Source organism: Ottowia sp., assembly GCF_047601385.1.
Classification (GTDB): domain Bacteria; phylum Pseudomonadota; class Gammaproteobacteria; order Burkholderiales; family Burkholderiaceae_C; genus Ottowia.
Genome location: NZ_JASGJP010000001.1, coordinates 671475 through 688735, shown reverse-complemented (window position 1 = coordinate 688735; position 17261 = coordinate 671475). Strand labels below are relative to the sequence as shown.

The 17261-nt window shown below is 69.7% G+C and carries 20 protein-coding genes; 7 read left to right on the top strand and 13 right to left on the bottom strand.

Annotation, left to right across the window (positions count from 1 at the left end):
* Window positions 1–170: 170 nt before the first annotated feature.
* From QM772_RS03370 to QM772_RS03360, 3 genes are read right to left on the bottom strand one after another with little or no spacing between them, the layout of a single operon-like run.
* Window positions 171–401 carry a hypothetical protein gene (locus QM772_RS03370; RefSeq protein ID WP_415134048.1) on the bottom strand — a complete coding sequence of 77 codons (231 nt, stop codon included), beginning with the start codon at window positions 399–401 and terminating at the stop codon, window positions 171–173.
* A gap of 41 nt (window positions 402–442) precedes the next feature.
* Window positions 443–745 carry a HigA family addiction module antitoxin gene (locus QM772_RS03365; protein ID WP_415134047.1) on the bottom strand — a complete coding sequence of 101 codons (303 nt, stop codon included), beginning with the start codon at window positions 743–745 and terminating at the stop codon, window positions 443–445.
* Between the two features lie 12 nt (window positions 746–757).
* Entirely contained in the window at window positions 758–1039 is a 282-nt protein-coding gene (locus QM772_RS03360; RefSeq protein WP_415134046.1) for a type II toxin-antitoxin system RelE/ParE family toxin, read from the bottom strand.
* Between the two features lie 85 nt (window positions 1040–1124).
* On the opposite strand from QM772_RS03360, the gene QM772_RS03355 reads away from it, so the two are divergent.
* Window positions 1125–2000, top strand: a complete 876-nt coding sequence (locus QM772_RS03355) for an alpha/beta fold hydrolase (protein ID WP_415134045.1) — start codon at window positions 1125–1127, stop codon at window positions 1998–2000.
* On the opposite strand, the gene QM772_RS03350 is transcribed toward QM772_RS03355, so the two are convergent.
* The 4 genes from QM772_RS03350 to QM772_RS03335 all read right to left on the bottom strand — a co-directional run bounded on the left by QM772_RS03350 (window position 1997) and on the right by QM772_RS03335 (window position 6927).
* Entirely contained in the window at window positions 1997–2290 is a 294-nt protein-coding gene (locus QM772_RS03350) for a DUF3325 domain-containing protein (protein WP_415134044.1), read from the bottom strand. The genes QM772_RS03355 and QM772_RS03350 overlap by 4 nt on opposite strands.
* Window positions 2287–3966, bottom strand: coding sequence for a PepSY-associated TM helix domain-containing protein (locus tag QM772_RS03345; protein WP_415134043.1), 1680 nt, complete (start codon window positions 3964–3966; stop codon window positions 2287–2289). Before QM772_RS03345 ends, QM772_RS03350 begins: the two co-directional genes overlap by 4 nt.
* Window positions 3942–4274 carry a DUF3649 domain-containing protein gene (locus QM772_RS03340; RefSeq protein WP_415134042.1) on the bottom strand — a complete coding sequence of 111 codons (333 nt, stop codon included), beginning with the start codon at window positions 4272–4274 and terminating at the stop codon, window positions 3942–3944. Before QM772_RS03340 ends, QM772_RS03345 begins: the two co-directional genes overlap by 25 nt.
* Window positions 4275–4449: 175 nt before the next feature.
* A complete protein-coding gene (locus QM772_RS03335) occupies window positions 4450–6927 on the bottom strand; it encodes a TonB-dependent siderophore receptor (RefSeq protein ID WP_415134041.1) in 2478 nt (825 codons plus the stop codon).
* A 149-nt stretch (window positions 6928–7076) separates the two neighbouring features.
* Here QM772_RS03335 and QM772_RS03330 point away from each other — a divergent pair, with 149 nt between their 5' ends.
* Window positions 7077–7727: a DsbA family oxidoreductase gene (locus QM772_RS03330; RefSeq protein WP_415134040.1), complete on the top strand. Its 651-nt coding sequence runs from the start codon at window positions 7077–7079 to the stop codon at window positions 7725–7727.
* A 49-nt stretch (window positions 7728–7776) separates the two neighbouring features.
* Here QM772_RS03330 and QM772_RS03325 read toward each other — a convergent pair whose 3' ends face one another.
* The 5 genes from QM772_RS03325 to QM772_RS03305 all read right to left on the bottom strand — a co-directional run bounded on the left by QM772_RS03325 (window position 7777) and on the right by QM772_RS03305 (window position 11251).
* A complete protein-coding gene (locus QM772_RS03325) occupies window positions 7777–8610 on the bottom strand; it encodes a zinc-dependent peptidase (RefSeq protein ID WP_415134039.1) in 834 nt (277 codons plus the stop codon).
* A 5-nt stretch (window positions 8611–8615) separates the two neighbouring features.
* Entirely contained in the window at window positions 8616–9401 is a 786-nt protein-coding gene (locus QM772_RS03320) for a UDP-2,3-diacylglucosamine diphosphatase (protein WP_415134038.1), read from the bottom strand.
* Between the two features lie 11 nt (window positions 9402–9412).
* Window positions 9413–9922, bottom strand: coding sequence for a peptidylprolyl isomerase (locus QM772_RS03315; RefSeq protein ID WP_415134037.1), 510 nt, complete (start codon window positions 9920–9922; stop codon window positions 9413–9415).
* Window positions 9923–9943: 21 nt separating this feature from the next.
* The gene (locus tag QM772_RS03310; RefSeq protein WP_415134036.1) at window positions 9944–10609 is read right to left on the bottom strand and encodes a peptidylprolyl isomerase; all 666 of its coding nucleotides are present in this window, start codon (window positions 10607–10609) and stop codon (window positions 9944–9946) included.
* Between the two features lie 72 nt (window positions 10610–10681).
* Window positions 10682–11251: a tetratricopeptide repeat protein gene (locus QM772_RS03305; protein WP_415134035.1), complete on the bottom strand. Its 570-nt coding sequence runs from the start codon at window positions 11249–11251 to the stop codon at window positions 10682–10684.
* Window positions 11252–11394: 143 nt separating this feature from the next.
* On the opposite strand from QM772_RS03305, the gene cysS reads away from it, so the two are divergent.
* From cysS to QM772_RS03290, 3 genes are all read left to right on the top strand, one after another.
* On the top strand, window positions 11395–12771 hold the full coding sequence (gene cysS, locus QM772_RS03300; protein WP_415134034.1) for a cysteine--tRNA ligase: 1377 nt from the start codon (window positions 11395–11397) through the stop codon (window positions 12769–12771).
* Between the two features lie 45 nt (window positions 12772–12816).
* A complete protein-coding gene (locus QM772_RS03295) occupies window positions 12817–13467 on the top strand; it encodes a DNA-3-methyladenine glycosylase family protein (protein ID WP_415134033.1) in 651 nt (216 codons plus the stop codon).
* A 95-nt stretch (window positions 13468–13562) separates the two neighbouring features.
* A complete protein-coding gene (locus QM772_RS03290; RefSeq protein ID WP_415134032.1) occupies window positions 13563–14537 on the top strand; it encodes an acetyl-CoA carboxylase carboxyltransferase subunit alpha in 975 nt (324 codons plus the stop codon).
* Window positions 14538–14539: 2 nt separating this feature from the next.
* On the opposite strand, the gene QM772_RS03285 is transcribed toward QM772_RS03290, so the two are convergent.
* A complete protein-coding gene (locus QM772_RS03285; RefSeq protein ID WP_415134031.1) occupies window positions 14540–14833 on the bottom strand; it encodes a YkvA family protein in 294 nt (97 codons plus the stop codon).
* 90 nt (window positions 14834–14923) lie between these two features.
* On the opposite strand from QM772_RS03285, the gene tilS reads away from it, so the two are divergent.
* Both tilS and QM772_RS03275 read left to right on the top strand, forming a co-directional pair.
* Window positions 14924–15910: a tRNA lysidine(34) synthetase TilS gene (tilS, locus tag QM772_RS03280; protein WP_415134030.1), complete on the top strand. Its 987-nt coding sequence runs from the start codon at window positions 14924–14926 to the stop codon at window positions 15908–15910.
* Between the two features lie 56 nt (window positions 15911–15966).
* Window positions 15967–17235, top strand: a complete 1269-nt coding sequence (locus tag QM772_RS03275) for an aspartate kinase (RefSeq protein ID WP_415134029.1) — start codon at window positions 15967–15969, stop codon at window positions 17233–17235.
* The last annotated feature ends 26 nt before the right edge of the window (window positions 17236–17261 follow it).

Here is a 17261-nt window from a genome sequence, read left to right as displayed (position 1 = left end):
GGGAAATTAGGGTCAGATGAAGATTTTCCCTGATTTCTCTTAAATAGATAGCTGCTGTCGCATGATTAGTGCGCGCTGGAGGTCGAAATGGCACGAAAACTACCGATAGCACCAGTTATGGCGCGCCCTGAAGACGGCGGGAGTGGGGTAGTAGCTGGTCGGAACCAGTGTCAGACGGCGACCTTGCGCGCCCCGGCGCGCGTGTGCGTGGCGAACGCCAGCGCGGCCAGTTCATGCTTGCTGGCTCGCAGCAGTTCGATTTCTTCCGGTGTCAGATCACGCGGGGCAGGGTACTTGCCGACCATTTCGCACAGCTTGCGTGCCGAAGGGGTCATGCGCGCCAGCTCGTCGGGCGTGAAAGGACATGGCTGTATGGTTGACGTGGCTGTTTTCTTCTTCATGGCGTTCTCCATGCAACGGGTTCGCCCGGAGTGCGCGAGCTTCAGGCGGCCGCCAGTTCTTTCACGGCTCGCAAGCTGTCCTTCATGGCTGCCTGCGCCACCTTCAGGTCGTAGGCGGTTTGCAGGTTCAGCCAGTACTGCGGTGTCTGGCCCAGCGCGCGTCCCAGGCGCAGCGCCAGCTCGGCGGTGACGGGCCGGTCGCCCCTGAGCAGGTGCGAGATGCGCATGGGCGAAACGCCCAGGGCACTGGCGAAGGCGGCTTGTGTCAGACCCAGGTCGTCAAGCGCTTCGCGCAGGAATTCGCCGGGGTGGATGGCGGGCAGGCCGTTGCGCGGGGTGGTCATGGTCTTTTCTCCTCAGTGGTAGTCCACGATTTCAACGTCTTGTGCGTGACCGTGCTCGAAGCGGAAGCACAGGCGCCACTGGTCGTTGATGCGAATGCTCCATTGCCCGGCACGGTCGCCGGCCAGGGCTTCGAGCCGGTTGGAAGGCGGTTGGCGCAAGTCGTCCAGCACCTTGGCCGCATCCAACTGGGTCAGCCGCATCATGGCACGGCGCAGGATGTCGGGCGGCAGACGACGCGATTTGCCGGTGGCGAACAAGCGCTCGGTCTCGCTGCTGGCAAAGCTTTCGATCATGACTCGATCATAAACGTTTTGTTTATTTCTTTGCGGCAGGCAGGTATGCATATGTGAAGAGCGCCGTGATCGACAATTCCCCGCCATGTCCGCCATTGAAATTCCCTCGCTGCTTTCCCTGACCGAGCGTGCGCGGCTGGCGAACGGCCAGCGCCTGACGACGGGGGAGGCCGGCCACCAGATCGTCTGGCACGCCTGGCAGCCCGCCGCCGCGCCCGCCGCACCGCCCGTGGTGCTGTTCCACGGCGGCAGCGGCTCGTGGACGCACTGGGTGAAGAACATCCTGCCGCTGCTCGATGCCGGCCGCCGCGTGCTGGCGGTTGACCTGCCGGGCTTCGGCGATTCCGATCCGCCGGCCGGCGGCACCGATGCCGACGCCATGATCGAGCCGCTGGCCGCCGGCCTGCGCACGCTGCTGGCCGGCGAGCCGGCGGACGTGGTGGGTTTTTCCTTCGGCGGCATGACGGCCGGCATGCTGCTGGCCGCGCACCCCGCGCTGGCGCGGCGCCTGGTGCTGGTGGGCGCGCCGGCCATGGGCGTGGGGCCGGGGCCGCCGCTCGACCTGAAGGGCTGGCGCCACCACGCCACGCCGCAGGCGCAGGCCGAGGCGCACCGCCACAACCTGGGCGTGCTGATGCTGCACGACCACGACCTGATCGACGGCCTGGCGCTGGAGGTGCACATCGCCAACGTGCAGCGCGACCGCCTGCCGCGCCGGCGCCTGTCGCGCACCGACATCCTGGCGCGCAGCCTGCCGCGCGTGCGCTGCCCGGTGCACGCCCTCTACGGCGAGCACGATGTGCTGTACCGCCAGTGCATGCCCCAGCTCGAAGCCGCCCTGGCCGCCGCCGCGCCGGACTTCCGCGGCCTGCGGCTGATCGAGGAGGCCGGCCACTGGGTGCAGTTCGAGGCGCCGGCCGCCTTCGACGCGGCGCTGAGGGCGGCGTTGAACCCCGCTTAGCGGCGTGCCTGCCGGCGGTCCCAGGCGATCAGGGCCAGGATGACCAGGCCCGCGCCCAGGCCGATGTGGCCGCACCAGGCCACCAAGCCCAGCGCCCAGCCCTGCGCCTTGACGGCAATGGCGAGCGAGGCGACCAACGCCGCCCAGCCGCCGATGCGCAGCGCCCGCGTGCGGCCGGCGGCGAGTTCGCGGCCGAACAGGGTCTGCTGGGGCCGGCCCATCGCCAGCGCCAGCAGCGCGAAGGCCAGCAGCGACACGGCGGCGGTGGCGGCGTGGTTCAGCAGCATCATCGCGCGGCCTCTTGCAGCACGGGCTCGGCCATCGGCCCGCCGCCGCTGGGTTCCGCCGGCGCGGCCTGCCGCCGCGCCTTGGGCTTGTGGCGCGCCGTGCGCGCGGCCAGCATGGCGTGCAGCGCCGCCAGCGCGAGCAGCGTGAGGTCCAGCCCGGCGAACACCCAGTCGCCGGCGCGCAGGCTGGCCAGCAGGCCGCGCTCGGTGGTCAGGGCGTTGAGCAGCGGCAGCAGCGCCAGTGCGGCGGCGCCGGCCCACAGCAGTTCCACCCAGGCCCGCTTGGCCGGCCGCGCCATCGCCCAGGCCAGCGTGGCGCCCCACACGATGAACATGGCATGGATCTCCCACGCCGCGCGCTGCGCCATGTCCAGCGGCAGCAGCCGGTTGGCCCACAGCATGCCGGCCATGGCGATCGACAGGCCGGCGATGGCGGCGATGTTCAGCCGCTCCACCAGCCAGAAGCCGAAGTAGGGCTTCTCGGGGTCGGTCAGCTTGGCGCGGCGCTTGACGGTCCACAGCACCAGGCCGGTGCCCACCATGGCCGTGCCGGCCAGGCTGACGAGGAAGTACAGCCAGCGCACCACCGTGTCACCGAAGCGGCCCAGGTGCAGCGCCACCAGCACGCCGCGCGTCTCGGCGGCGCCGCCGGCGCTGGTGTCCTTGGCTTGCAGCAGGCGGCCGGTGCTGCCCTCGAACAGGAGGAACTGCGCGCTGGTGGAGACGCGGCCGTCCTCGCCGCGCGTGATGCGCACGCTGGCGCTGGCGTCGCCCGGGTTGGCGATGGTCACGCGGCCCACGTTGTCGCGGCCCCAGCGCGCCTGCGCCTGGCGCACCATGTCGTCCACCGGCGCCAGCTCGGCCGGCTGGCCGCTGGGCTTGGGGGTCGGTGGGGTGCCGTTCATCTGCACGCGCGCCTGCTGGCGCTCGGCCTGGGTTTTGTAGGCCGCCTGGTCGCCCCAGGGCATGTACATGGTCATCAGCGTGACCAGCCCGGTGTAGGTGATCATGACGTGGAAGGGCAGCCCGAACACCGACAGCGCGTTGTGCGCGTCGAGCCAACTGCGCTGGCCCTTGCCCCAGCGGAAGGTGAAGAAGTCGATGAAGATCTTCTTGTGCGTGATGACGCCGCTGACGATGGCCACCAGCATGAACATGGTGGCCAGGCCCGCCAGCCAGCGCCCCCACAGCACCGGCATGTAGTGGAAGTTGAAGTGGAAGCGGTAGAAGAAGTCGCCCCCGCGCGTTTCCCGCGCCGCCGCCGCCTGCCGGCCGGTGGCGGGGTCGAGGCTGGCGTTCTGGAAGGCGGCGCGCCCCTCCACGCCGGGCTTGCGCCAGGAGGCGCTGGCGCCGGGGTTGCGCGCGTCGGGCGGGTTGATGGTCCACTGCGGGCTGCCGGCCGCCAGCGTCTGCAACTCGCGCGCGATGAGCGCGGTGGCCTGCGCGGCGTCGGGCACCTGGGCCTGGTGCGGCAGCTCGGGCCGCATCCACTGCGAGATCTCGTCCTTGAAGTAGCTCACCGTGCCGGTGAGGAACATGGCGTAGAGGAACCAGCCCAGCAGCAGCCCCGACCAGATGTGCAGGTCGGACATGGCCTGGCGGATGCCGCGCGGCTGCGGCGCGGCCTTGGCGGGCTTGTCGGCGCTCTGGCGGATCACGCGGACGCTCCTCCATTCCATACCGGCCAGGCCGCCAGCGCCAGCGGCGCGGCCGCCACCAGCAGCCCGGCCCAGGCGCGCCGCGCGCTGCGCGCGGCGAACACCCAGATCACCGCGCAGGTGTAGACGACGAAGCTGGCCAGCATGCCCGCGATCACGGCCTGCGGGCGCGCCATGGGCAGGACCAGCGCGGCCACGCTGGTCAGCGCCGCCAGCGCGTAGCCGCCGAAGACGGCGGCGACGATGCGCGAGACCAGCGGCGCGGCGCCGAGTGCTTTGGCGAACACCGCCGGTGCGGCGGCGGCTTGGGTGGAGGCCAGGTCAGGCATTCGTGAGGGATTCGAGATTTGATGGAAACGATGATTCAACGCATGTGCGCGGGGTGTCCTCGCCCTGCGGCCCCAGGCCTGCCGGGCCGCGAGGGCTGGCGGTCGCGGCCGGGTGCCGAGTCATGTGGGAAATCACCCGCCAGCGCCCGCCCAGCAAGCGCTGGCAGCTATCAAATCAGAACTTGTAGTTGGCCGACAGCACCACGGTGCGCGGCATGCCCAGGGCCGAGGAGTTGGCCCAGTAGTGCTTGTCGGTCACGTTGAACACGTCCATGCGGATCGTCATGGGCTTCTGGCCCACCTTCATCTGGTAGCGCAGGCCCAGGTCATAGATGACGTAGCCCGACAGCCGGTCGGTGTTCATGTTGTCGGCGTAGCTGGCCCCCATGGCGTTCAGGCTGGCCGACAGGCTCAGGCCCGGCACGGCGGGCACGGCGTATTCGGCGCGCGCCTTGAACATCTTGTTGGCGACCTGGGTGGGGCGCTTGCCTTCCATCAGCGGGTTCTGCTTCTGCTGCTTGACCTTGGCGTCGAGGAGGGTGAAGCCGCCCATCAGGCTCAGCTCGCGCGTGAGCTTGCCGACGGCGGTGAATTCCACGCCCTTGTGCACCTGCCGGCCGTCCTGCACGTAGACGGGCCGCGTCGGGTCGCGCAGGTCGTAGTACTGCAAGCCCTTGTCGATCTGGAACAGCGCGCCGCTCAGCAACATGCCGTTCCAGGAATACTTGGCGCCGATCTCGATCTGCTTGCTGGTCAGGGGGGCGAAGACCTGGCCGGCGTTGACCACGGCCACGCCCTGGTATTGGTCGGCGGCGGTTCCACCCGTCTCCAGCGACTCCATGTAGCTGACGTAGGTGGTCAGCGCGGGGATCGGCTTGAACAGCAGCGACAGCGCGGGCGTCAGGGCCGACTTGTCGTAGGTCTTGGACGACAGCGTGACGTGCGACACGCCAACCAGCGCCGACCACCGGTCGTTGAAGGTGATGTCGTCGCCCAGCACCAGACTCCTGCGAACGCCACCGTACCAGTTGATGTTCTTCGCGCCGCGGTCGATGGGCGCGACGTCGGGCTTGTCGAAGTACTGCGGATCGTCGATGGTGGAAGACCCGAGGGGGATGGCGCTCGCGCTGTTAGTCCAACGGTCCTGACGGTTGTTGGTGTGCTGGTAGCCGAGCGTCACCTTGTGGCCGACGGCGCCGGTGTCGAACTTGAAGTCGCCGTAGACCGCGCCGCTCTTGTCGTAGACGTAGCTCAGCGTGCTGTCCACGCCCGGCGCGTAGAAGTAGCTGAGGGTCTGGTTGTAGGTGGTCGGCGAGGTCATGGTGTTGGTGATCGGCGCGCCCTCGGAGTCGCGCACGCCCGTGCTGTAGAGGTAGGTGGCGCGCAGGCTCACGGCATCGTTGACATCCCACTTGGCATGGGCGGTGTAGCGGTCGGTGTTGTAGTGGCGGTAGGTCCACGCCGGGCCGTAGGAGATGTCGTTGCGCAGCGCGTTGACGGAGGGGCGCGTGGCCGCGGTCGCGGCGATGCGCGCCTGCGCGCCGTGGATGTCGTAGTCCATGTTCATCGCGCTGACCTGCAGGTACAGGTCGTTGCGCGGCTTGGCGTCGAGGACCAGGCTGTACATGTCGCGCTCGATGCGCTGGCCGCGGATGGACGTGTCGCCGCCCTGCTTGGCCACGTTGGCGCGGTAGCCGAAGCGGCCGTCGGCGTCGAACTTGCCGCCGAAGTCGCCATGCAGGTACCACGCCTTGTTGCCCAGGCTGGACACGGTGACGCTGTTCAGGCGTTCGTCGGTCGAGCGCTTGGTCACGTAGTTCACCAGGCCGCCCACGTTGCTGGGGCCGTAGATGAAGCCCGACAGGCCGTTGAGCACCTCGATGCGCTCGGTGTCCTCCATCGTGGTGCCGTGGCCGTACTGGTCGTCCCGCACGCCGTCGCGGTACGAACCCCACAGGGTGAAGCCGCGCAGGTTGATGGTGGGCTGGTTGTTCTCGTACTGCGAGCGTGTCTGCTGCAAGGTGGGGTTGACGCGGTAGACCTGGTCCGCGCTGCTGGCTTGCAGGTTCTCGATGAATTCCTCGGAGAACACCGTGATGGAGTAGGGCGTGTCCTGCAGGTCGCGGCCCTGCCACGGGCCGACGCTGGAGACGCGGTCCTCGCGGTAGCCTTCGGCGGCGGTGCCGGTGGCGCTCTGGGTGGCGGTGACGGTGACGGCGGGCAGCGTGGCCGCTGCTTCCGCGCCGGCCTCGGAAGCACCGCCGGCCGTGGCCACCGGGCGCACGGCATAGCGGCCGTCATTCAGGGCGGCCGCCTCGTAGCCGGTGCCGGCCAGCAGGCGCGCCAGCCCTTCGCGTGCGTTGAAGCGGCCCTGCAACCCAGGGCTTTGCCGGCCGGCCAGCACCTGGGCGTCGAACACCACCCGCACGCCCGACGCGGCGGCGAACTGCGCCAGCGCGCCGCCCAGGCTGCCGGGGGCGATCGCGTATTCGCGCGCCGTGGCATCGGCGGCCGGTTCCGCGGCCAGCGCGGCACCAGAGCCGATCGCCAGGCCGGCGGCGCCAGCCAGCATGCAATGGATGGCGCAGGCCAGCAGGCTGGAGCGGAACCTTACGGGTGCGGCGGCGGCTTTGGAGGAGGCAATGTGAGGCATTTGTGGCTAAATCAAGAGTTGTGATGCAAATGATAATCCATAATATTTGCATTTAAAGAAGGGTCGCGATGTAAAGAGGTAGCAGCGGCGCCTGCGCTGGGGCGGGCCGGCGCAGGCCACGCGGCCACGCGCTGCGATAGGATGCCTGCATGCCTACCCCGCTCAAGATCGACTTTGTCTCCGACATCGCCTGCCCGTGGTGCGCCATCGGCCTGGCCGCGCTGGAGCAGGCGCTGGCGCGCAGCCAGGGCGCGGTGCAGGCCACGCTGCGCTTGCAGCCCTTCGAGCTGAACCCCGACATGCCGCCCGAGGGCGAAGACCTCACCGAGCATCTGACGCGCAAGTACGGCTCCACGCCCGCGCAGCAGGCGCAGATCCAGGCCACCATCCGCGCGCGCGGGGCGGCGGCCGGCTTCGCCTTCAAGCCCGAGGGGCGCGGGCGCATCGTCAACACCTTCGACGCGCACCGGCTGCTGCACTGGGCGGGTTTGCAGGGCGAGGCGCCGCAACTGGCGCTGAAGCGCGCGCTGCTGGCGGCCTACCACGGCCGGGGCGAGCGGGTGGACCAGCCTGGCGTGCTGCTGGCCGCCGTGCGCGCGGCGGGCCTGGACGAGGCGCGCGCAGGCGCCGTCCTGGCCGGCGGCGAATACGCCGACGCGGTGCGCGCCGCCGAGCAGCAGTGGCTGCGGGCGGGCATCCAGTCGGTGCCGGCGGTGGTCATCAACGACCGCCACCTGATCTCCGGCGGCCAGCCGGCCGAGGTGTTCGAGCAGGCGCTGCGGCAGCTCGCGCAGGCTTGATGTTTCAAGCCAAATCGGCCTCCAGCGCCCGTCCAGAAAGCGCAGGCAGCTATTGTTTTAATAGTATCCCGGCGTCCTGCCCGAAGAACGCGCGCAGTGCCGCGCTCAGCTCGGGGAACTCGGCGGCGAAGCGCTCGGGCTGCACGAAGTGCGCCTCGCAGGCGACGGCGAAGAACTCCGCCGGCGCGGTGGCGCCGTAGGCGTCCAGCCAGGGCGCGGGGGCGCCGAAGCGCTCGGCCATCACCCACTGCTCGCGGAAGCGCGCGTAGGCGGGCGCCCAGGTGTGCTGCCAGTGCCGGGCGGCCTCGCGCGGGCCGCGCGCGCCCATGAAGCCGCGCGGCAGCGGCGGCGCGCCGTCGGCGCCGCCGCCCTGCATGTCCATCTTGTGCACGAACTCGTGGATGACCACGCTGTAGCCGGCATCGCCGCGCGCGCCGGCCTGCTGCACGGCGGGCCAGCTCAGCATCACCGGGCCGCGGTGCATGGCCTCGCCGGACAGCACCTCGTCGTAATGGTGCTGCACGCCGGCTTCATCGATCGACCGGCGGCGCGCGACGGCGCTGTCGGGGTGCATGACGATGCCGACGAAGTCGCCGTACCAGTGCAGGGCTTCTTCGGGCGCGTCGGCAGGGCCCAGGTGCAGCAGCGGCAGGCAGGCCTGCGCGGCCACGGCCAGGGCCATGGCGTCGGTCACCTCCAGGCCGTGGGCGCCGGTGAATTCCTTCTGGTCCAGGAAGTGGCTGGACAGGCGGCGCAGCCGCGCCTGCTCGGACAGGGACAGGCGGGCCAGGAAGGGGTACTGCACCAGCGTGGCCAGCCACAGGTCGTCGGGGATGGGCTTGGGGGCGCGGCGGAGCCAGCGGGCGAGGGTGCTGAGGACCATCGGCTTCAGATGGTGCCGAGGTCGATCCGTGCAAGTGCCCCGTCGGCGGAAAGGCGCAGCACCTGCGCGCGGTGCGTGCCGCCGTCGATGTGCCAGTCGCTCAGCACCACCTGCGCGAGCGGCCGGCCGGTGGCGTCGGTGCCCAGCGCGTGGTCGCCGGGCCGGTGCGTGTGGCCGTGGATCAGGGTGGCGGCGCCGGCTTCGACCAGCCAGCGGCGCGCCAGGCCGGCATCGGCGTCGGCGTAGAAGCCGGCATCGGCCTGGTGCCGCGCGCTCTGCGCGCGCATCTGGCGCGCGATGGCCTGGCGCTCGGCCAGCGGGCGGGCCAGGAAGGCCTGCTGCCAATCGGCCGTGCGCACCTGGGCGCGGAACCGTTGGTAGGCCACGTCGCCGGTGCACAGCAGGTCGCCGTGCGTCAGCAGCCAGCGGGCGCCGCCGAAGGCCAGCACCGTGGGGTCGGCCAGCGGCCGCACGCCGTGGCGCGCGAGGAAGGCGCCTGCGACCAGGAAGTCGCGGTTGCCGCACATGAAGAACAGCTCGGCGCGGGCAGCGCTCAGCACCTGGCCACAGCGCGCCTCGAAGCTGCCGGGCACGGCGGCGTCGTCGCCCACCCAGACCTCGAACAGGTCGCCCAGGATGAACACGGCGTCGGCCGGCGTGTGGCGCAGGTACCGCTGCCACACCTCGAAGGTGGCGGGCTCCTCGGTCTTCAGGTGCAGGTCGGAAATGAAATCGACCGTGCGCCAGTGCGCCGGCGCGGACAGCGCGGCGAACCGGGGCACGGTCGTCATGGCGCGCAGGCTCAGCCGACGAGGACGGCCTTCTCGATCACCACGTCGTCGCGCGGCACGTCGTCGTGGAAGCCCTTGCGCGTGGTGGGCACGGCCTTGATGGCGTCCACCACGTCCTGGCCCTTCACGACCTTGCCGATCACGGCATAGCCCCAGCCCTGCGCGGTGGGTGCCTTGAAGTTGAGGAAGTCGTTGTCCACCACGTTGATGAAGAACTGCGCCGTGGCCGAGTGCGGGTCGCTGGTGCGCGCCATGGCGACGGTGTACTGGTCGTTCTTCAGGCCGTTGTCGGCCTCGTTGGCGACCGGGGCCTGGGTGGGCTTCTGCTTCATGCCGGGCTCGAAGCCGCCGCCCTGGATCATGAAGTTCTTGATGACGCGGTGGAACACCGTGTTGTCGTAGTGGCCGCTCTTGACGTAATTCAGGAAGTTGGCCGCCGACTTGGGCGCCTTGGCTTCATCGAGCTCCAGCGTGATGACGCCTTGGCCGGCGATGTGCAGTTCGACTTGGGGATTGGGCATGGGTGGCTTTCGGAGGGGGGATCAGAGGATTCGGGCGGATTCGATGACCACGGGCTTCTGCGGCACGTCGGCGGGGAAGGGGCCGCCGGCGCCGGTGGGTGTGTTGCGGATCTTCTCCACCGTGTCCATGCCGCTGACGACCTTGCCGAACACGGTATAGCCGAACAGCTGCGGGTGGTTGATCAGGTTCTTGCGCGGCACGTTCTCGTAGGTCTGGCCCATGTACTCGAACTTGGGTACCGGGTCGCCCGGGGGGATGATCACCGGGTCGAGCCGCGAGTTGTCCACCACGTTGATGAAGAACTGCGCCGTGGCCGAATGCGGGTCGTTGGTGCGCGCCATGGCCACCATGCCGGGCTGGTTCTTCAGGCCCTTGGCCAGCGCGGCGCGGCCTTCGTGGATGACGGAGGCGCGGGTTTCCTTTTCCTTGTAGTCCTTGTCGTAGCCGCCGCCCTGCACCATGAAGTTCTTGATGACGCGGTGGAAGATGGTGCCGTCGTAGTGCTTGTCCTTCACGTATTGCAGGAAGTTGGCCACCGTCTTGGGCGCCTTGTCGGGATAGACCTCGATCACGAACTCGCCCTCGCTGGTGACGAACTTCACGCGCGGTTCGGCGGCGTGGGCGGGCAGGGCGGCAAGCAGGGTGGCGGCGGCCAGGGCGGCCAGCGTGCGGCGGGTGATCGTCATGCGCAAAGACTCCTGAAGGCTTGGAACGGGGTTTGGTGTGGCGGCGGCGCGGGCAAGTTCCCGCGCGGCGGGTCAGCCGCCGGGCTTGGGCGGCGCATCCAGCAGGCCGCGCAGGGCGTCGATCTTGGGCGGCAGGCGCTTGTTGCCGCCGTCGAGCTGGCGCGCGCGCTGGTAGGCCTGCGCGGCCAGGCGCGCCTGCACGTCGCCCAGGTTCTCCAGCGCGGTGGCGTAGCCGGGGTTCAGGCGCAGGGCGGTTTGCAGCTCGGTCAGCGCCACGTCGAGCTGGCCCTGGGCGGCGTGCAGCACGGCCAGGTTGTTCCAGGGCTCGGCCAGCTCGGGGGTTTCGCGCGTCATTTGCAGCAGCAGGGCCTCGGCCTCGGCTGGGCGCTTGCTGGCGGACAGCAGGTTGGCCTTGATGAAGCGCATCTGCGGATCGGCGGGGTGGGCGGCGATGTATTTGTCGGCGCGCGCCAGCGCCTCGCTGGTCTGGCCGGCGCCGTGCAGGCGCTGCACCTCGGCGTATTCGTCGGCCAGCGCCGGCTGCGCCAGCCACAGGCCGCAGGCCAGCAGCACGGCGGACAGGCGGATGCGCGGGGAGGGGTGAAGACGGTTCATCGGCTGGCGGGCAACCCGGGAATTCATGGCTTTCGGCGCGCCCGGACAGCGGCATATACTGCGGGCCATTGTAGCCAAGCGGGCCACCGAGGCAGGGCCCGCCGCCGTGCGCCGAACCCGCGACCAGACCAGACGGGCGGCGCGCCCACCCCGCCGTCCGAACCCCTTCCATGACCCTGCGCATCCACAACACGCTGACGCGTGCGCTGGCAGACTTTTCGCCGCTGCAACCCGGCCACGTGCGCATGTACGTGTGCGGCATCACGGTGTACGACCTGTGCCACGTCGGCCACGCGCGCTCGGCGGTGGCGTTCGACGTGGTGCAGCGCTGGCTGAAGGCCAGCGGCTACCGGGTCACCTTCGTGCGCAACATCACCGACATCGAGGACAAGATCATCCGCCGCGCGCTGGAGAACGGCGAGACCATCCGCCAGCTCACCGACCGCATGATCGCCGAGATGTACCGCGACTTCGACGCCCTGGGCGTGGAGCGCCCGCGGCACGACCCGCGCGCCACCGACTATGTGCCGCAGATGCTGGACATCGTGCGCAGGCTGGAAGACAAGGGCCTGGCCTACCGCGCGACCAACGGCGACGTGAACTACGCCGTGCGCCGCTTTCCGGGCTACGGCAAGCTGTCGGGCAAGTCGCTCGACGAATTGCAGGCCGGCGAGCGCGTGGCGGTGGCCGAGGGCAAGGGCGACCCGCTGGACTTCGTGCTGTGGAAGTCCGCCAAGCCCAGCGAGCCCGAGGGCGCCAAATGGGACAGCCCCTATGGCCTGGGCCGGCCGGGCTGGCACATCGAGTGCTCGGCCATGTGCGGCGCGCTGCTGGGCGAGACCTTCGACATCCACGGCGGCGGCGCCGATCTTCAGTTTCCGCACCACGAGAACGAGATCGCCCAGAGCGAGGGCGCCAACGGCGTGCCGCTGGCGCGGGTGTGGATGCACAACGGCTTCGTCAACATCGACAACGAGAAGATGTCCAAGTCGCTGGGCAACTTCTTCACCATCCGCGAGGTGCTGCGGCAATTCGACGCCGAGACGATCCGCTTCTTCATCGTGCGCGCGCACTACCGCAGCCCGCTGAACTACAGCGATGTGCACCTGCAGGACGCGCGCGCCGCGCTCAAGCGCCTGTACACGGCGCTGGACGCGGTGCCCGCCGCCGACGTGGCCATCGACTGGGCCCACCCCTTCGCCGCCCGCTTCAAGGCCGCCATGGACGAGGACTTCGGCACGCCCGAGGCGGTGGCCGTGCTGTTCGAGCTGGCCGGCGAAGTCAACCGCGGCCGCCGGCCGGAGGACGCCGGCCTGCTGAAGGCGCTGGGCGGCGTGCTGGGTTTGTTGCAGGGCGACCCCAGGGCCTTCCTGCGCGCCGGCAGCACGCTGGACGAGGCGGCCATCGCGGCGCAGATCGAAGCGCGCGCCGCCGCCAAGCAGGCCAGGGACTTCGCCGAGGCCGACCGCATCCGCGCCGAGTTGCTGGCCGCCGGCATCGTCCTGAAGGACTCGCCCAGCGGCACCACCTGGGAGGCGGCGCAGTGAATATGTTCATGGTCATTTCGGCCCCCAGCGCAGGCGGGTAGAGCGGTGGCAGCTACAAAAAAAGAAGCAAACGGCGTCGCCACACCGGCTTACTGGGCCGACGCCTGCGCCCACCTGTGCAAGCGCGACCGCGTCATGAAGCGGCTCATCCCGCGCTTCGGCGGCGCCTGCCTGGAGTCGCGCGGCGACGCCTTCGTCACCCTGGCGCGTTCCATCGTCGGCCAGCAGATCTCGGTCAAGGCCGCGCAGTCGGTGTGGAACCGCTTCGAGGCGCTGCCCAGGCGCATGGCGCCGGGCCACGTGCTCAAGCTCAAGGTGGACGACATGCGCGCCGCCGGCCTGTCGGCGCGCAAGGTCGAGTACCTGGTGGACCTGGCGCTGCACTTCGACAACGGTGCCATCCACGCCCGGCAGTGGCAGCAGATGGACGACGAGGCCATCATCGCCGAGCTGGTGGCCATCCGCGGCATCGGCCGCTGGACGGCCGAGATGTTCCTCATCTTCCACCTGATGCGCCCCGACGTGCTGCCGCTGGACGACGTGGGGCTGATCAAGGGCATCAGCGTCAACTACTTCTCCGGCGAGCCCGTCAGCCGCGTCGAGGCGCGCGAGGTGGCCGAAGCCTGGGCGCCCTGGCGCAGCGTGGCCACCTGGTACATGTGGCGCTCGCTCGATCCCCTGCCGGTGGCGTATTGACGCAGGTTCTGGCTGCAAGTCCTTGTTTTGTAAAGGGGCGAACGCCGCCCCACATCCGGTAACATTGGCGCGACCTGATAGCCGAGGAGCCCCTGTTGGCCAAGAAAACATTCCTTGATTTCGAGCAGCCGATCGCCGAGCTGGAAAACAAGATCGAAGAGCTGCGCTACGTGCAGACCGAGAGCGCGGTCGATATCTCCGAGGAGATCGACCAGTTGGGCAAGAAGAGCCTGCAGCTCACCAAGGACATCTACGCCGACCTGACGGCGTGGCAGATCACCAAGATCGCCCGCCACGCCGAGCGCCCGTACACGCTGGACTACGTGCGCGACTGCTTCACCGATTTCGTCGAGCTGCACGGCGACCGCCACTTCGCCGACGACCAGAGCATCGTCGGCGGGCTGGCGCGCTTCAACGGCAACGCCTGCGTGGTGCTGGGCCAGCAGAAGGGGCGCGACACCAAGGAGCGCACCCTGCGCAACTTCGGCATGGTGCGGCCCGAGGGCTACCGCAAGGCGCTGCGGCTGATGAAGACGGCCGAGAAGTTCCGGCTGCCGGTGTTCACCTTCGTGGACACGCCGGGCGCATTCCCCGGCATCGACGCCGAGGAGCGCAGCCAGTCCGAGGCCATCGGCCGCAACATCTACGAGATGGCGCAGCTGGAGGTGCCGATCATCGCCACCATCATCGGCGAGGGCGGCTCCGGCGGCGCGCTGGCCGTGGCCGTGGCCGACCAGGTGCTGATGCTTCAGTATTCGGTCTACTCCGTCATCAGCCCCGAAGGCTGCGCCTCGATCCTGTGGAAGACCAGCGACAAGGCGCAGGAAGCCGCCGAGGCGCTGGGCATCACCGCGCACCGCCTGAAGGCGCTGGGCCTGGTGGACAAGATCGTGAACGAGCCCGTGGGCGGCGCGCACCGCGACCCGCGCCAGATGGCGGCGTTTCTGAAGCGCGCGCTGGGCGATGCCTGGCGGCAGGTCAGCGACCTGAAGCCGAAGGAACTGCTGGAGCGCCGCTACGAGCGGCTGATGAGCTGCGGGCGCTTCAACGACACCAAAGCCGAGCGCTGAGACTACTGCCCGACCGGTTTGGTCCGTGTCTGCACCTTGTCGCGCAGCGCCGCCATCAGCTCCGGCGGCAGGAACTTGAAGGCCAGCTGCAGCAGCAGGTAGCCGATCAGCCCGTCGTCCAGCCAGCCCAGGACGGGGATGAAGTCGGACACCAGGTCCACCGGGCTGACCACGTAGAGAACCGCCGCCACCGTGGCCAGCTTGGCCGACCAGGGCGCGCGCGGGTCGCGCAGCAGGCTCCAGGCCAGCAGCAGCTCGCGGCGGAACAGCGCGAAGATTCGACCCAGCTTCCACATCGTGTTGACCTCCTGCAGGTAGACAGCCCCTAACGTCGGGGCGCGGCGGGGGATGACAAGCCCATCATCCCGCAAAATGCGGACGCCGTCATGCCGCCCACCTCGCCACCTGCCGCCCCCGCGCTGTTCGACGCCGCGATGGCGCGCTTCGCCGCCGAGCCGCCCGCGCTGCCGCTGGCCGTGGCCTTCAGCGGCGGCGCCGATTCCACCGCGCTGCTGCTGGCCTGCGCCGAACGCTGGCCGGGGCAGGTGGAGGCCTGGCACGTGCACCACGGTTTGCAGATGGCGGCGGACGGGTTCGAGCGCCACTGCGCGCAGCTCTGCGCGCGCCTCGCCGTGCCGCTGCGCGTGCGGCGCGTCGATGCCCGCCATGCGCCCGGTCAAAGCCCGGAAGACGCCGCCCGCCGCCACCGTTATGCATGTTTTGATGCTCTGGCGCAGGCGGGGCAAGCGCTGGCAGCTATCAAAACAGTAGTCATCGCCCAGCACGCCGACGACCAGGCCGAGACCGTGCTGCTGGCGCTGTCGCGCGGCGCCGGCCTGCCCGGGCTGGCGGCCATGCCGGCCAGCTGGCGGCGTGGCGGCGTCACCTACCGGCGCCCGCTGCTGGGCGTGCCCGGCCCCGCCGTGCGCGCCTGGCTGCGCGCGCGCGGCGAAAGCTGGGTGGAAGACCCCAGCAACGGCGACGCGCGCTACACCCGCAACCGCATCCGCGCGCAGCTGCTGCCGGCGCTGGAAGCCGCGTTCCCGCAGTTCCGCGCCACCTTCGCGCGCAGCGCCGCCCACGCCGCGCAGGCGCAGCAGGTGCTGGACGAGGTGGCGGCCGGCGATCTGCTCGCCTGCGGCCATCCACCCGCCATCGCCGCATTGCAGTCCCTCTCCAGGCCGCGCCAGGCCAACGCGCTGCGCCACTGGCTGCGGCGCGACCACGGCCAGCAGGCCAGCGCCGCGCAGCTCGAAGCGCTGCTGGGCCAGTTGGCCGCCTGCACCACGCGCGGGCACCACATCCGCCTCAAGGTGGGGCAGGGTTTCGTCGAGCGGCAGGACGGGGCCATCGACTGGTCACCCGAAAGCTAAAATGCGCGGTTTGCCGGCGCCGCGTGTGGCGCCGGCGCCCACAACCCAGGCATGCGATGGCATTGATAGTTCACAAATACGGCGGCACGTCGATGGGCTCCACCGAGCGCATCGCCCAGGTCGCCAAGCGCGTGGCCAAATGGGCGCGCGCCGGCCACAAGATGGTGGTGGTCCCCAGCGCCATGAGCGGCGAAACCAACCGCCTGCTCGGCCTCGCCAAGGAACTGGCGCCGGCCAAGCAGACCCCCGAATACCTGCGCGAGCTGGACATGCTGGCTTCCACCGGCGAGCAGGTCTCCGTCGGCCTGCTGGCCATCGCCCTGCAGGCCGAAGGGCAGCCCGCCGTCAGCTACGCCGGCTGGCAGGTGCCCATCCGCACCAGCAGCGCCTACACCAAGGCGCGCATCGACAGCATCGACGACCAGCGGGTGCGCGCCGACCTGGACGCCGGCAAGGTGGTCATCATCACCGGCTTCCAGGGCGTGGACGAGGACGACAACATCACCACCCTGGGGCGCGGCGGCAGCGATACGTCCGCGGTGGCGGTGGCGGCGGCGCTGAAGGCCGACGAGTGCCTGATCTTCACCGACGTGGACGGCGTCTACACCACCGACCCGCGCGTGGTGCCCGAGGCGCGGCGCATGGCGCGCATCAGCTTCGAGGAAATGCTGGAAATGGCCAGCCTGGGCAGCAAGGTGCTGCAGATCCGCTCGGTCGAGTTCGCGGGCAAGTACAAGGTGCCCATGCGCGTGCTCTCCAGCTTCACGCCCTGGGACATCGACATCGCCGAGGAAGCCCAGTCCGGCACCCTGATCACTTTCGAGGAAGACGAACCCATGGAACAAGCCGTCGTTTCCGGCATTGCCTTCAACCGCGACGAAGCCAAGATCTCCGTGCTGGGCGTGCCCGACCGCCCCGGCATCGCCTACCAGATCCTGGGCGCGGTGGCCGACGCCAACATCGAGGTGGACGTCATCATCCAGAACCTGTCGAAGGACGGCAAGACCGACTTCTCGTTCACCGTCAACCGCAACGACTACGCGCGCGCGGTCGACCTGCTGAAGGACAGGGTGGCGCCGGCCCTGGGCGCGGCCGAGGTCGTCGGCGACACGCGCATCTGCAAGGTCAGCATCGTCGGCATCGGCATGCGCAGCCACGTGGGCGTGGCGGCGCGGATGTTCCGCGTGCTGAGCGAGGAGGGGATCAACATCCAGATGATCTCCACCAGCGAGATCAAGACCTCGGTGGTGATCGACGAGAAATACATGGAGCTGGCCGTGCGCGCGCTGCACCGCGCCTTCGACCTGGACCAGCCGGCCGCCTGAACCCAGGCCCCCACGCTCATCGCTTC

Excerpts from the sequence above, each read along its gene's own strand:
- QM772_RS03345 (WP_415134043.1), bottom strand. The coding sequence starts at position 3,966 with ATGGAATGGAGGAGCGTCCGCGTGATCCGCCAGAGCGCCGACAAGCCC.
- QM772_RS03275 (WP_415134029.1), top strand. The coding sequence starts at position 15,967 with ATGGCATTGATAGTTCACAAATACGGCGGCACGTCGATGGGCTCCACC.
- QM772_RS03285 (WP_415134031.1), bottom strand. The coding sequence starts at position 14,833 with ATGTGGAAGCTGGGTCGAATCTTCGCGCTGTTCCGCCGCGAGCTGCTG.
- QM772_RS03350 (WP_415134044.1), bottom strand. The coding sequence starts at position 2,290 with ATGATGCTGCTGAACCACGCCGCCACCGCCGCCGTGTCGCTGCTGGCC.
- cysS (WP_415134034.1), top strand. The coding sequence starts at position 11,395 with ATGACCCTGCGCATCCACAACACGCTGACGCGTGCGCTGGCAGACTTT.
- tilS (WP_415134030.1), top strand. The coding sequence starts at position 14,924 with ATGCCGCCCACCTCGCCACCTGCCGCCCCCGCGCTGTTCGACGCCGCG.
- QM772_RS03370 (WP_415134048.1), bottom strand. The coding sequence starts at position 401 with ATGAAGAAGAAAACAGCCACGTCAACCATACAGCCATGTCCTTTCACG.
- QM772_RS03355 (WP_415134045.1), top strand. The coding sequence starts at position 1,125 with ATGTCCGCCATTGAAATTCCCTCGCTGCTTTCCCTGACCGAGCGTGCG.
- QM772_RS03325 (WP_415134039.1), bottom strand. The coding sequence starts at position 8,610 with ATGGTCCTCAGCACCCTCGCCCGCTGGCTCCGCCGCGCCCCCAAGCCC.
- QM772_RS03365 (WP_415134047.1), bottom strand. The coding sequence starts at position 745 with ATGACCACCCCGCGCAACGGCCTGCCCGCCATCCACCCCGGCGAATTC.
- QM772_RS03310 (WP_415134036.1), bottom strand. The coding sequence starts at position 10,609 with ATGACGATCACCCGCCGCACGCTGGCCGCCCTGGCCGCCGCCACCCTG.
- QM772_RS03305 (WP_415134035.1), bottom strand. The coding sequence starts at position 11,251 with ATGAATTCCCGGGTTGCCCGCCAGCCGATGAACCGTCTTCACCCCTCC.
- QM772_RS03320 (WP_415134038.1), bottom strand. The coding sequence starts at position 9,401 with ATGACGACCGTGCCCCGGTTCGCCGCGCTGTCCGCGCCGGCGCACTGG.
- QM772_RS03335 (WP_415134041.1), bottom strand. The coding sequence starts at position 6,927 with ATGCCTCACATTGCCTCCTCCAAAGCCGCCGCCGCACCCGTAAGGTTC.
- QM772_RS03340 (WP_415134042.1), bottom strand. The coding sequence starts at position 4,274 with ATGCCTGACCTGGCCTCCACCCAAGCCGCCGCCGCACCGGCGGTGTTC.
- QM772_RS03360 (WP_415134046.1), bottom strand. The coding sequence starts at position 1,039 with ATGATCGAAAGCTTTGCCAGCAGCGAGACCGAGCGCTTGTTCGCCACC.
- QM772_RS03330 (WP_415134040.1), top strand. The coding sequence starts at position 7,077 with ATGCCTACCCCGCTCAAGATCGACTTTGTCTCCGACATCGCCTGCCCG.
- QM772_RS03315 (WP_415134037.1), bottom strand. The coding sequence starts at position 9,922 with ATGCCCAATCCCCAAGTCGAACTGCACATCGCCGGCCAAGGCGTCATC.